General features: G+C 71.6%; 11 protein-coding genes. 4 read left to right on the top strand and 7 right to left on the bottom strand.

The genetic code is table 11. From position 1 onward, the window contains the following. Positions 1–18: 18 nt before the first annotated feature. Complete coding sequence (locus ACIQIB_RS00815) at positions 19–1,713, top strand: hypothetical protein (protein ID WP_400756129.1); 1,695 nt, start codon at positions 19–21, stop codon at positions 1,711–1,713. 59 nt (positions 1,714–1,772) lie between these two features. Here ACIQIB_RS00815 and ACIQIB_RS00810 read toward each other — a convergent pair whose 3' ends face one another. The 4 genes from ACIQIB_RS00810 to sdhC are packed head-to-tail and all read right to left on the bottom strand — an operon-like array spanning position 1,773 to position 5,208. Continuing rightward, a complete protein-coding gene (locus ACIQIB_RS00810; protein WP_363605601.1) occupies positions 1,773–2,546 on the bottom strand; it encodes a succinate dehydrogenase iron-sulfur subunit in 774 nt (257 codons plus the stop codon). Next, positions 2,546–4,288 (bottom strand): succinate dehydrogenase flavoprotein subunit, encoded by a 1,743-nt coding sequence (sdhA, locus tag ACIQIB_RS00805; protein WP_363605602.1) that lies wholly within the window; start codon positions 4,286–4,288, stop codon positions 2,546–2,548. The genes ACIQIB_RS00810 and sdhA overlap by 1 nt, the downstream gene beginning before the upstream one ends. A 39-nt stretch (positions 4,289–4,327) precedes the next feature. Then, the gene (locus ACIQIB_RS00800; protein WP_363605603.1) at positions 4,328–4,819 is read right to left on the bottom strand and encodes a succinate dehydrogenase hydrophobic membrane anchor subunit; all 492 of its coding nucleotides are present in this window, start codon (positions 4,817–4,819) and stop codon (positions 4,328–4,330) included. 8 nt (positions 4,820–4,827) lie between these two features. Beyond that, entirely contained in the window at positions 4,828–5,208 is a 381-nt protein-coding gene (sdhC, locus tag ACIQIB_RS00795) for a succinate dehydrogenase, cytochrome b556 subunit (RefSeq protein WP_363605604.1), read from the bottom strand. A 255-nt stretch (positions 5,209–5,463) separates the two neighbouring features. Between sdhC and ACIQIB_RS00790 the strand changes: the two genes are divergently transcribed. Then, positions 5,464–6,225 carry a hypothetical protein gene (locus ACIQIB_RS00790; RefSeq protein ID WP_400756127.1) on the top strand — a complete coding sequence of 254 codons (762 nt, stop codon included), beginning with the start codon at positions 5,464–5,466 and terminating at the stop codon, positions 6,223–6,225. Between the two features lie 45 nt (positions 6,226–6,270). Here the strand turns inward: ACIQIB_RS00790 and ACIQIB_RS00785 are convergent, their stop codons facing one another. From ACIQIB_RS00785 to ACIQIB_RS00775, 3 genes are all read right to left on the bottom strand, one after another. Beyond that, entirely contained in the window at positions 6,271–6,756 is a 486-nt protein-coding gene (locus tag ACIQIB_RS00785; protein WP_363605607.1) for a 2-oxo-4-hydroxy-4-carboxy-5-ureidoimidazoline decarboxylase, read from the bottom strand. Between the two features lie 307 nt (positions 6,757–7,063). Next, positions 7,064–8,719 (bottom strand): alpha/beta hydrolase, encoded by a 1,656-nt coding sequence (locus ACIQIB_RS00780; protein WP_400653146.1) that lies wholly within the window; start codon positions 8,717–8,719, stop codon positions 7,064–7,066. A gap of 67 nt (positions 8,720–8,786) precedes the next feature. Beyond that, complete coding sequence (locus tag ACIQIB_RS00775; protein WP_363605610.1) at positions 8,787–9,527, bottom strand: SDR family oxidoreductase; 741 nt, start codon at positions 9,525–9,527, stop codon at positions 8,787–8,789. Positions 9,528–9,724: 197 nt separating this feature from the next. Here ACIQIB_RS00775 and ACIQIB_RS00770 point away from each other — a divergent pair, with 197 nt between their 5' ends. After that, on the top strand, positions 9,725–11,314 hold the full coding sequence (locus tag ACIQIB_RS00770; RefSeq protein WP_400653150.1) for a methylmalonyl-CoA mutase: 1,590 nt from the start codon (positions 9,725–9,727) through the stop codon (positions 11,312–11,314). Between the two features lie 214 nt (positions 11,315–11,528). Next, the gene (locus tag ACIQIB_RS00765) at positions 11,529–12,782 is read left to right on the top strand and encodes an amidohydrolase (protein WP_363605613.1); all 1,254 of its coding nucleotides are present in this window, start codon (positions 11,529–11,531) and stop codon (positions 12,780–12,782) included. Positions 12,783–12,807: the final 25 nt, after the last annotated feature.

Raw genomic sequence — 12,807 nt, 5'->3', positions numbered from 1 at the left:
CAGGGGTGGGGATCTCATATGACACAGGCGACACCCCGGCGATACCGCCGGATGCTGGCCGGCACCGGGCTCGTGGCTCTCGCGGCGGGGCTGCTGACGGCACCCGCCGCGAATGCCGCGACGGGCCTGACGGTCTCCGACCCGACTGCCTCCCCGAAGCCGCGCGTCGAGTCGACCGGGGCCTTTACCGATGCCTGTGACAGCGTCACCGCACCGGGCTGGATCGGCCTCACCACGGACGGCCCGACGCTGAACGCCAAGGTCGTCTCCGACACCGCCGGGACGCCCTCTGCGCGGTTCGCGGTCTGGGACCGCACCACCGGATCGGGCACCGCCGTGTACAGCGGCCTTGCCCAGGCCTACTCCGGGAGTGCGAGCCTCACCGTACCCGGCCTGGTGAATGGCCACAGCTACAGCTGGAACGTCCAGGCCGTCGAGGGCGACCAGACCACACAGCCCACCGCCGAGTGCCATTTCGGGCTGGACCTCGCCCCGCCGACGAACTCGGTCGAGTCGACCGACTTCCCGCCGAGCGGGTCGGGCCAGAGCGCCACCAAGTACGCCGGTGAGACCGCCACTTTCACGTTCCGCGGCAGTGACCCGGCGCCGGCCACCGGCGGTGCGCCCTCGGGGCTCGCCTGCTACCGGTACACCTTGCTCAGCACCATCGGCGTCGGCTGGACCTGCGACAGTGCGGGCACCGTCCGGCCGGGGGCCGACGGGACGGCCTCCGTCGATCTGAAGATCCCGCAGTGGGGTACCAACATCCTCACGGTTCAGGCGATGGACAACGCCGGGAACGTCAGCCAGCCGGTCCGTTACGACTTCTACGCCCCCTCCGACCCGCGGCCCAAGCCGATCGTCCCCGGGGATGTCGACGGGGACGGCGTTCCCGACATCCTGCTCCCGGACGGCGCGGGCAACCTCCAGGTCATCAGTGCCGCCGCGACGGGCACCACGCCCTCCTCCGTCATCCCGGGCGCGCTCGCCCCCGGCGCGGCGGGCTGGGCGAACGACCGGGTGCTGCACCGTGGCTGGGCGCCGGTGCACGGCGCCGGCGACGACCTGCTGGTGCTGAGCGCGTACAACCCGCGCGTCATCTACGCCTACGCCAACTGGAGCAAGGGGGACTTCGGCGACGAGCGTCCGAGCCTCGTGTGGAAGCCGTCGGGCACCGACTGCTACGACGCGGCGGGGACTTCGATCACCTGCCCGGAGGGTTACACGGACAGTTGGTCGGCGTCCGACCAACTGGTCGCGCTCGGCAGCCGCGGCGACCTCACCGAGCCGTCCTGGCCGGTGCTGGTCTCGGTCGAGCACGGCAAGCTCTGGGCGTACTACGACGGCTTCGGCGACTACTCCTTCGCCCAGCCGATCGAGACCACCGGCGACTGGAGCGGCTACGACCTGATCGCACCCGGCCCGGACGCGTCCGGGAGCCTCACGCTCTGGGCGCGTGAGCGGGCCGACGGCACGCTGCACGCGTACCCGGTGCCGAAGCAGGCCAACGGGCTGTTCGACTTCTCCGCCCTCGCCGACCCCGCCGCCGGTGTCGTGGCGAGCGGCTTCACCGTCGGGGCGTACCCGACGCTGGGCAGCTCGGGCGACGGCGACGGTGACGGTGCGCCGGACCTGTGGGCCGTCACGGCCGACCGGCACCTGGTGACGTACAGCGGCTGGAGTGCCCCGAAGGACCTCGGCGTGCTGAGCTGAGAAACGGCCGAGGCCCCGTCCGGTCGGATGACCGGACGGGGCCTCGGTTCAGGCCGGGATCAGAAACGGCGGGTGACCAGCGCCCGCTTCACTTCCTGGATCGCCTTGGTGACCTCGATGCCACGCGGGCAGGCCTCCGAGCAGTTGAAGGTGGTCCGGCAGCGCCAGACACCCTCGCGGTCGTTCAGGATCTCCAGCCGCTGCTCCGCACCCTCGTCGCGCGAGTCGAAGATGAAGCGGTGCGCGTTGACGATCGCGGCCGGGCCGAAGTACTGGCCGTCGTTCCAGAAGACCGGACAGGACGACGTGCACGCGGCGCACAGGATGCACTTGGTGGTGTCGTCGAAGCGCTCGCGCTCCTCGGCGGACTGCAGGCGCTCGCGGGTCGGGTCGTTCCCCTTGGTGATGAGGAACGGCATGACGTCCTTGTACGCCTGGAAGAACGGGTCCATGTCCACGACCAGGTCCTTGAGGACCGCGAGGCCCTTTATGGCCTCGATCGTGATCGGCTTCTCCGGGTTGACGTCCTTGATCAGGGTCTTGCACGCCAGCCGGTTGCGGCCGTTGATCCGCATCGCGTCGGAGCCGCAGATGCCGTGCGCGCAGGAACGGCGGTAGGTGAGGGTGCCGTCCTGCTCCCACTTGATCTTGTTGAGCGCGTCCAGGACGCGCTCCTTCGGGTCCAGGGTCAGCTGGTAGTCGACCCACACCGGGTCCGGGTGCTCCTCCGGGTTGAACCGGCGGATCCGGAAGGTGACGGTGATCAGCTCGACACCGCCCGCCTCGACCGCGTCCAGAGCGGCCGAGTGCTTCTCCACAGTCGGAGTGCTCATCAGTACTTACGCTCCATCGGCTGGTAGCGGGTCGTGACGACCGGCTTGTAGTCGAGGCGGATGGAGGTGGTGCCGTCCTCGGCAACCTCCTGGTACGCCATGGTGTGCTGCATGAACTTCACGTCGTCACGGGTCGGGAAGTCCTCGCGGTAGTGGCCGCCGCGCGACTCCTCACGGGCCAGCGCGGAGACCGCCAGCACCTCGGCCAGGTCGAGCAGGTTGCCCAGCTCGACGGCCTCCAGCAGGTCCGTGTTGTAACGGAAGCCCTTGTCCTGGATGGCGACGTGCTTGTAGCGCTCGCGCAGTGCGGCGATGTCCTCGACGGCCTGCTTCAGGGTCGCGCCGGTGCGGTAGACCATGGCGTTGGTGTCCATGGTCTCCTGCAGCTCCTTGCGGATCTGCGCCACGGACTCGGTGCCGGTGGACTCGCGCAGGCCGTCGACCAGCGCCTGCACCTTCTCGGCCGGGTTCTCGGGCAGCTCGGTGAAGCCCACCGTCTGCGCGTAGTCGGCGGCGGCGATGCCCGCGCGCTTGCCGAACACGTTGATGTCCAGCAGCGAGTTGGTGCCCAGCCGGTTGGCGCCGTGCACGGACACGCAGGCGACCTCGCCGGCCGCGTACAGGCCGGGGACGACGTCGGTGTTGTTGCGCAGCACCTCACCCTCGACGTTGGTCGGGATGCCGCCCATGGCGTAGTGCGCGGTGGGCTGGATCGGGATCGGGTCCGTGTAGGGCTCGATGCCGAGGTAGGTGCGCGCGAACTCGGTGATGTCCGGGAGCTTGGCGTCCAGCTGCTCCGGCGGCAGGTGGGTGAGGTCCAGGTAGACGTGGTCGCCGTCCGGACCGCAGCCGCGGCCTTCGCGGATCTCGGTGTAGATCGCGCGGGAGCAGACGTCACGGGACGCGAGGTCCTTCATGACGGGGGCGTAGCGCTCCATGAAGCGCTCGCCGTCCTTGTTGCGCAGGATGCCGCCCTCGCCGCGGGCGCCCTCGGTGAGCAGGATGCCCATGCGCCAGATGCCGGTCGGGTGGAACTGGAAGAACTCCATGTCCTCCAGCGGCAGGCCGCGGCGGTAGACCAGGGCCTGGCCGTCACCGGTGAGGGTGTGGGCGTTGGAGGAGACCTTGAAGAACTTGCCGGTGCCGCCGGAGGCGAACACGACGGACTTGGCCTGGAAGACGTGGATCTCGCCGGTGGCCAGCTCGTAGGCGACGACGCCGGCCGTCTTGCCGTCGTTGATCAGCAGGTCGAGGACGTAGAACTCGTTGAAGAACTCGACGCCGTGCTTGACGCAGTTCTGGAACAGCGTCTGGAGGATCATGTGACCGGTACGGTCGGCCGCGTAGCACGAGCGGCGGACCGGGGCCTCGCCGTGGTTGCGCGAGTGGCCGCCGAAGCGGCGCTGGTCGATCCGGCCCTGCTCGGTCCGGGAGAAGGGCAGACCCATCTTCTCCAGGTCGAGGACGGCGTCGATGGCCTCCTTGCACATGATCTCGGCGGCGTCCTGGTCGACCAGGTAGTCACCACCCTTGACCGTGTCGAAGGTGTGCCACTCCCAGTTGTCCTCCTCGACGTTGGCGAGGGCGGCGCACATGCCGCCCTGGGCCGCGCCGGTGTGGGACCGGGTGGGGTAGAGCTTGGTCAGCACGGCGGTACGGCTGCGCTGGGTCGACTCGATGGCCGCGCGCATGCCGGCGCCGCCTGCGCCGACGATGACGGTGTCGTACTGGTGAATCTGCATGGGGGTTCTAACTCGCCTCTGGCCTCTGCCGATGTCCGATTAGATGTTCGGGTCGAAGGTGAAGATCACCAGGGTTCCGAGCAGCACGGTGAAGACCGTGGCGGCGCCCATGAGGCCCTTCAGCCAGAGCCGGGTGGAGTCCTTCTCGGCGTAGTCGTTGATGACCGTCCGCATGCCGTTGGCGCCGTGGAGCATGGCGAGCCAGAGCATCAGGAGGTCCCAGCCCTGCCAGAACGGCGAGGCCCAGCGGCCGGCCACGAAGGCGAAGCCGATCTTGGAGACGCCGCCGTCGAGCACCAGCATGATCAGCAGGTGGCCGAGGATCAGCACCACGAGGACGATGCCGGACAGGCGCATGAAGAGCCAGGCCAGCATCTCGAAGTTGGTGCGGGTGCGGCGCGGCGTCTTCCTGGTCCGCTTGCGGGGCGGCTCGATGACGAACTCGTCGGCCGGGTTACCGGTGCCGAGGCCCTTGCCGGTGTGCGCCTGGGCGGAGGGGACCACCAGGGCGTCGGAGATTTCCGTGGACATGTCTCAGATCACTTCCCGAACCACGTGAGCAGGGTGTGTTCCAGGATGTTGTAGAACGAGCCGGCCAGCAGCACGACCCACACCCCGACCACGGTCCAGAGCATCTGCCTCTGGTACTTCGGGCCCTTCGACCAGAAGTCGACGGCGACGACCCGGAGGCCGTTGAGAGCGTGGAACAGGATGGCGGCCACCAGGCCGTACTCCATCAGGTTCACCAGGGGCGTCTTGTACGTCTGAATGACGGTGTCGTACGCCTCGGGCGACACCCGCACCAGGGCGGTGTCCAGGACATGAGCGAACAGGAAGAAGAAGATGAGGACGCCGGTGACTCGATGAGCCACCCAGCTCCACATGCCTTCCCGGCCGCGGTACAGCGTTCCAGCCGGCACGGAAAAACCCTCCGGGAGCGGATTGGGGGCTCGGCCGGCTTCGGTGTCGGTCAGCCCGGCCGGGTACGGTCCACCGGCCGCCAGCATCCTATCGACGCGATGTCGGGAACCGCCTCCGGGGGCCCGAGGTGTGATCAATCAGGCACGACTGGCCTAGCCGGACGGGAACCGGGGCGCCATTGCTCGCTCTGGGTGACCGTTCGGCTGCGCTACGGTGGCGGCCCCTCCCGTCGACGACACCCTGCCGAGGCCCCCGTGCCGCTCCGCCCGCCCCGACCGTCCGTCGCCGTCCTCGTCTCTGTCCTGCTCGCCGCCGGCTGCACCACGGTCGGCCGCTCCGCCGACCAGGCCGGGGCCGGGCGCGAGCTGTCCGCCGCCGAGCTGCGGGCGGCCGCGGTGGCCGACGGCGACCTCGGGCCCGGCTACACGGTGACGGTGATGACGCCCGGCCACGGCGAGACCGGCTCGGGTGGCGGCCGGGAGGTCTCGGACACGCCCGCCTGCCAGCCGTTGCTGGACGTGGTGACCCCGGCCGTGGCGGCCGGCGGCGGCTCGGCCTCGCCCGGCCCCGGTCGGCCGTACGCCGAGACCGATCTGAGCGTGGCACGGGCGGCCGACCCCAGGGGCGGCGTGTACGGCGGGCTGCTCGGCTACCGGGCGGGGCGGGCGGCGCAGCTCCTGGCGGAGCTGGAGAAGCTGTTCGGCCCGTGCGCGTCGTTCGCCTCCACCGCCCCGCCGCCGCCCGCGGAGAAGGGGAAGCGGGGGGTGCGGACCAGGCACCGGCTGGGCCGGGACGACACGCCCACGCACGGGGGAGCGGACACCGTGACCGGATTCACTCTGACGAATGAATCGGGCACGGTGACGCTCTCCCAGCGTGCGGTGCTGGCCCGGGTCGGTCCGGTGCTGGCGGTCTTCACCACCGTCGGCGTCGGCGCGGGGCCGGCCGCCGCGCCGGACGAGCGGATCGTCCGGCAGCAGGTGGCCAAGCTGCGCGCCGCGCAGACGAAGCGGTGAGGAGAGGTAGGGAGGGATGAGGGGACGGGGCGTGGTGACCGGGGCTCAGCGCGCCCCGGTCGTTGTCTGGGTGGCGACCAGGTGCTCCAGGCGGGTGAGGGCGATCCGGCGCAGTTCGTCGGCCGCGGTCAGCCGCTCCTCGTCCGGGTCGTTGGCCAGTCGGGTGCGGATCGAGGAGAGCACGGTGTCGAGCATCTCCTCGGGGGCCACGCCCTCCAGGCAGACCACGAAGACGTGGCCGAACCTGGCCTCGTACGCGGCGTGGGCCGCCCGCAGCGCGGTGTGCGCCGCCTGGCTGCCGGGTGCGCGCATGCCCAGGAGGGGCTGCGGCATCCAGCTCTCGTCCGCCAGCGCCTCGGCCAGGTCGGCCGGGCGCAGGTCGTAGGAGGCCTCGCTGGCGGCGGCCAGCAGGGACTCGATGTCGGGGTAGGGACGGTGCGCCGTGAGCCGGAGGGCCCAGCGGTGACTGCCGCAGCAGGCCAACAGGGCCTCCTCGGCGGCGCCGACGTCGGCTTCGTTGAAGCGGTGCAACCCGAGGAGGGTCGGCTCGGAACTGGGATCGAGCCGCTGTGACGGGATGTCGCTGGCCAGCGGGTCCTCCTCGTGAGGGCGGGAAGGTGCCGGTGAAATGGGGTGGTGGAGCAGCTGAAGTATGGAGCTGCGGGGCGGCGTCCAGCGCCCGCCGGGCAGCGGCTCAACGGTAGTTGAGCGGTCATCAGTTGGGGAGGGTGCACGCGGAATTCATCCGATCGAGCTATCAAGTTGTGACGTTGACAGCTCTGCGTCAGCACCCTCCCCGTGTTCATCTGCTAATAACCGCCCCGCACGGGAGCGGCCGTCAGGAACAGCGCGTCCCGGCGGCCGGCAGGGTGCCCTCGGTGAGATACGCCTCCATGGCCCGGTCGACGCAGACGTTGCCCTTGCCGAACGCGCCGTGGCCCTCGCCGGTCAGGGTCAGCAGGGTGGCGTTGGCGAAGCCCTTGGCCAGCGCCTCGGCCGCCGCGTAGGGGGTGGCCGGGTCACCGGTGGTGCCGACCACCAGGATCGGCGCGCTGCCCTCGGCGCGGACGGTGTGCGGCTTCTCGGGCGTCTCGAACGGCCAGTTCGCGCACTGGGGCTCGCTGAGGTCGTCGGCGGTGGTGCCCTTGGTGAGCAGCGGGGCCTGCTCCTGGAGCTGCTTCACCGCCGCCTGGGCCCGCTCGGGCGAGGGGGCCGGGGCTGCGACGTCCGCGCAGCGGATCGCCCTCAGCGCGTCCTGGCTGGGGTCGTAGTGGCCCTTCTCGTCCCGGCCGTTGTACTCGTCGGCGAAGGCCAGCAGGCCGTCGCCCTTGCCGTGCAGCATGGCGAGGTTGAGCGAGAGCCGCAGGTACTTCCAGGTGGTCTTCTCGTCGCCGTAGAGGAGGCTCATGGTGCCGGTCCAGCCCTGGCCGCTGCCGACCCTGCGGCCGTTGACGGTGAGCGGGTGGTCGCGCAGGCCGTCCAGGAAGTCGGCGGCCTTCTCGGCGGCCCTGGCCGGGTCCTTGCCGAGCGAGCACTCGTCGGCGTGGTTCTCGACGCAGTCGGCGGCGAAGCGCTCGAAGGACTTCTCGAAGCCGATCTGCTGCTTGATGCTGCTGTCCAGCCTCTCCTGGGTCGGGTCGACGGCGCCGTCCAGGATGAGCCGGCCGGTGTTCTTCGGGAACTCCTCGGCGTAGAGCGAGCCGAGGTAGGTGCCGTAGGAGACGCCCAGGTAGTTGAGCTTCTGGTCCCCGACGGCGGCGCGCAGCACGTCCAGGTCGCGGGCGGTGTTGCGGGTGCCGATGAAGGGCAGCAGCCTGCCGGAGCCGGCCTGGCAGGCGGCCGCGAACTCGGCGTTCCGCTGCTGGTGCCGGGCCTTGCGGGCCTGGGGGTCCGGCAGGTCGTCCTGCTCGCCGAGCGCGTCGTGCTGCTTGTCGTCGAGGCAGACGACCGGGGAGCTGTCGCCGGTGCCGCGCGGGTCGAAGCCGATCACGTCGAAGCGCTTGTGCAGGGTGCCGTCGAACCGTTCGGCGCCGTACTTGACCATCTCGACGCCGGAGGCGCCGGGGCCGCCGGGGTTGACCATCAGCGAGCCGATCCGCTGGTCCGGCCTGGCGGCCGGCAGCTTGATCAGCGCGAGGTCGAGCGCGTCGGTGGCGGGGTCGGCGTAGTCGAGCGGGACGTGCAGCCGGCCGCACTGCATCCCCGATATGTCGATCTTGGCCTCGGCGGCCTTGGGATCGGCGGGGCAGGCGGCCCAGGTGATCTGCTGGCCGTAGAAGGGCTTCAGTGCCGGGTCGTCGGCCCCGGTGGGCCGGGGGGCCGGCGTCGGGGTGGCCGTCGGTGCGGCCGGTGCGGCCGGTGCGGGCGAGGTGGTGCCGGCGGCCCGGTCCTGGCCGGACGTGGCGCCGTCGTCGCAGGCGGAGGCGAGGAGCAGGGTGCCGGCCGCGAGCACGGTCAGCAGCACCCGTGGGCGGGCGGCCCGAAGAGATGTCATCGCACGTGTGTACCACTGCCGGGCGACACGTTTGATCATGCCCCTGGGCCGTCCGCCCCGCGCGGCGTCAGGCCCGGTGGACCTTGTGGTTGGCGGCCTGCGCCCGCGGGCGCACCACCAGCAGGTCGATGTTGACGTGCGACGGCCGGGTGACCGCCCAGGCGACGGTGTCGGCGATGTCCTCCGAGGTCAGCGGCTCGGCCACGCCCGCGTACACGGCCGCCGCCCGCTCCTCGTCGCCCCGGAAACGGGTCACCGCGAAGCCCTCGGACTTCACCATGCCCGGCGCGATCTCGATCACCCGGATCGGCTCCCCGCACAGCTCCAGCCGGAGCGTCGCCGCGATGGTGTGCGCGGCGTGCTTGGCCGCCACATAGCCGCCGCCGCCCTCGTACGCGGCCAGCGCCGCGGTGGAGGAGAGCACCAGCACCGTGCCGTCGCCACCGGCCCGCAGCGCCGGCAGCAGCGCCTGCGTCATGTGCAGCACGCCGAGCACGTTCACCTGGTACATCGCCAGCCAGTCGGCCGGGTCGCCGGTCGCCACGGACTCGGCGCCGATCGCGCCGCCGGCGTTGTTGACCAGCACGTCCACCCGGCCGACCCGGGCCGCGAAGGCGTCCACGGCGGCCCGGTCGGTGACGTCCAGGGTGTGTGCGCGGCCGCCGATCTCCTTGGCCAGCGCCTCGATCCGGTCGGTCCGCCGGGCGGTCAGCACCACGTCGAAGCCCTCGGCCGCGAGCCGGCGGGCGGTCGCCGCGCCGATTCCGCTGCTGGCGCCGGTGACCACGGCCACCTTCTGCTCGGTCATTGCCACTCCCTCGGGGGAACACGTCGGTTTGGGAAGTACTTCAGTCGCTCACCCGATCATCTCAACGGAGACGGCCGTCCCCCGTGCGGGGAACCCCGCTGTCGTGGCGGCCGCCCGGCCGGGAGCGGGCCCGTTACATTGCGGGATCAGCCGACTACCGGCCGACGATCCCCCTCCTCACCCCCGTGGAGAGTCCCATGGCAGCCGAGCCGCGCCGCACCGAATCGGGCTTCCCGATCGAGCCCCTGTACGGTCCCGAGGACCTGGCCGGCTGGGACCCCCGGCAGCGCCTGGGCCGGCCGGGGGAGTACCCCTACACCCGGGGCGTCTACCCGTCGATGTACACCGGCCGGCCGTGGACGATGCGCCAGTACGCCGGCTTCGGCACCGCCGCCGAGTCCAACGCCCGCTACCGGCAGCTGATCGCCAACGGCACCACGGGCCTGTCCGTCGCCTTCGACCTGCCCACCCAGATGGGCTACGACTCGGACGCCCGGATCGCGGCCGGCGAGGTCGGCAAGGTGGGCGTCGCGATCGACAGCGTCGAGGACATGGGCGTCCTGTTCGACGGCATCCCGCTGGACGGGGTCTCCACCTCGATGACCATCAACGCGCCCGCGGGACTGCTGCTGCTCCTCTACCAACTGGTCGGTGAGGCACAGGGGGTGGCGCCGGGCCGGCTGACCGGCACGATCCAGAACGACGTGCTGAAGGAGTACATCGCCCGCGGCACGTACATCTTCCCGCCCAAGCCCTCGCTGCGGCTGGTCGCCGACGTGTTCCGCTACTGCCGGGCCGAGATCCCGAAGTGGAACACCATCTCGATCTCCGGCTACCACATGGCCGAGGCCGGGGCGGACCCCGCGCAGGAGATCGCCTTCACCCTCGCCAACGGCGTCGAGTACGTGCGCACCGCCGTCGCGGCCGGTATGGACGTCGACGACTTCGCGCCCCGGCTCTCCTTCTTCTTCGTCTCCCGCACCACCCTGCTGGAGGAGGTCGCCAAGTTCCGTGCCGCCCGCCGGATCTGGGCCCGGGTGATGCGCGAGGAGTTCGGCGCGAGGAACCCGAAGTCGTGGATGCTGCGGTTCCACACCCAGACCGCCGGGGTGCAGCTCACCGCGCAGCAGCCCGAGGTCAACCTGGTCCGGGTCGCCGTGCAGGCGCTCGCGGCGGTGCTCGGCGGCACCCAGTCGCTGCACACCAACAGCTTCGACGAGGCCATCGCGCTGCCCACCGAGAAGGCCGCCCGGCTCGCGCTGCGCACCCAGCAGGTGCTCGCGTACGAGACCGACATCACGGCCACCGTCGACCCGTTCGCCGGCTCGTACGCGGTGGAGGCGCTGACCGACGAGGTGGAGGCCGCCGCCGTCGCGCTGCTGGCCAGGGTGGAGGAGCTCGGCGGCGCGGTGGCCGCGATCGAGACGGGCTACCAGAAGGCCGAGATCGAGCGCACCGCCTACCGCGTCCAGCAGGAGACCGACTCCGGCGAGCGGACCGTGGTCGGCGTCAACCGCTTCCAGCTGGACGCCGAGGAGCCGTACGAGCCGCTGCGGGTGGACCCGGCGATCGAGGCGCGGCAGGCGGGCCGGCTCGCCCGGCTGCGGGCCGAGCGCGACTCCTCGGCCGTGGGCCGCGCCCTCACCGGGCTGCGCCGGGCCGCCGGGGGCCGGGAGAACGTGCTGTACCCGATGAAGGAGGCGCTGGCCGCCCGTGCCACGGTCGGCGAGGTGTGCGATGCGCTGCGTGAGGTGTGGGGCACCTACACGCCCGTCGAACGGTTCTGAGCGGACGTCAAGGTGCCCGGGAGGCAAGGGTGGTGGGGTTTGCCGGCCTGCCCGTGACCCCCGGCCCGGGTGGTCGTTGCACAGGTCAGGTGACCCCGGGGAAGGCGGCTGAAACGAGATGTCATACCCACCTGTGCGGCCGGTATGCACCCATCCGGGGACTTCTTTCCCGGAAGTCGGGCCAAATCCCCCCAACAGGCCTACCCTTGATGAGATGAACCGCCCTGAGTCCGCCCAGTCGGCCACCACTCTCACCGCTGCCCGCCCCGCCGCAGACCTGCGCGCCCGGGTCGGCGGACTGGAGTCCGAGCTGATCGCCTTCCGTCGTGATCTGCACCGGCACCCGGAGCTGGGCCGCCAGGAGTTCCGCACCACCGGCCTGCTGCGCGACCGGCTGCTGGCGGCCGGCCTCACCCCCCGGGTGCTGCCGGGCGGCACCGGTCTGATCGCGGACATCGTCCCGGACGGCACCCCGCGCGGCGCCGAGTTCCTGGCCTTCCGCGCCGACATCGACGCGCTGCCGATCGACGACGCCAAGACCGAGGTGCCCTACCGCTCGACCGTGCCCGGCCGGGCCCACGCCTGCGGCCACGACGTGCACACCTCCGTGCTGCTCGGCACCGCGCTGGTGCTGGCCGAGGCCGCCCGCGCCGGCGAGCTGCGCCGCCCGGTCCGGCTGGTCTTCCAACCGGCCGAGGAGGTCATGCCGGGCGGGGCCCTGGACGTGATCGGCGCGGGCGGGATGGAGGGCGTCGGCCGGATCTTCGCGGTGCACTGCGACCCGAAGGTGGAGGCGGGCCGGATCGCCCTGCGCACCGGCGCGATCACCTCGGCCTGCGACCGTCTGGTGCTCCACCTGGACGGGCCCGGCGGCCACACCGCCCGGCCGCACCTGACCACCGACCTGGTGACCGCGATCGCCCGGATGGCGGCCGATCTGCCGGGGGCGCTGGCCCGCCGGATGGACCCGCGCTGGGGGGTCAGCCTGGTCTGGGGCCGGATCTCCTCCGGCTCCGCGCCCAACGTCATCCCGCAGCACGCGGAGCTGGAGGGCACCGTCCGCTGCCTGGAGCTGGCCGGCTGGCGCGAGGCGCCGGAGCTGCTGCACGAGCTGATCGCCAAGCTCGCCGAGACCTACCGGGCGAAGTGGACGCTCGACTACCACCGCGGCGTGCCCCCGGTGGTCAACGAGGCGGTCTCGGTGGCGCTGCTGGAGGCCGCCATGACGGCGCGGTTCGGGCAGGGCGGCCGGCAGGTGGTCGAGGAGACCGAGCAGAGCCTGGGCGGCGAGGACTTCTCCTGGTACCTGGAGCACGCCCCCGGCGCGCTGGCCCGCCTCGGCGTCCGGCCCCCCGGCGACCCGACCGTGCGGGACCTGCACCAGGGCCGCTTCGACGTCGACGAGCGGGCGATCGGGATCGGCGTCGAGCTGTTCACCGCGCTGGCGCTGGAGCCGGACGAGCTCTGAGCCACCCGCCCGTTTTGGCGGGATT

Origin of the sequence: Kitasatospora sp. NPDC092286 (genome assembly GCF_044755565.1) — a bacterium.
Lineage (GTDB): Bacteria > Actinomycetota > Actinomycetes > Streptomycetales > Streptomycetaceae > Kitasatospora.
This window is presented reverse-complemented; position numbering and strand designations above follow the sequence as displayed.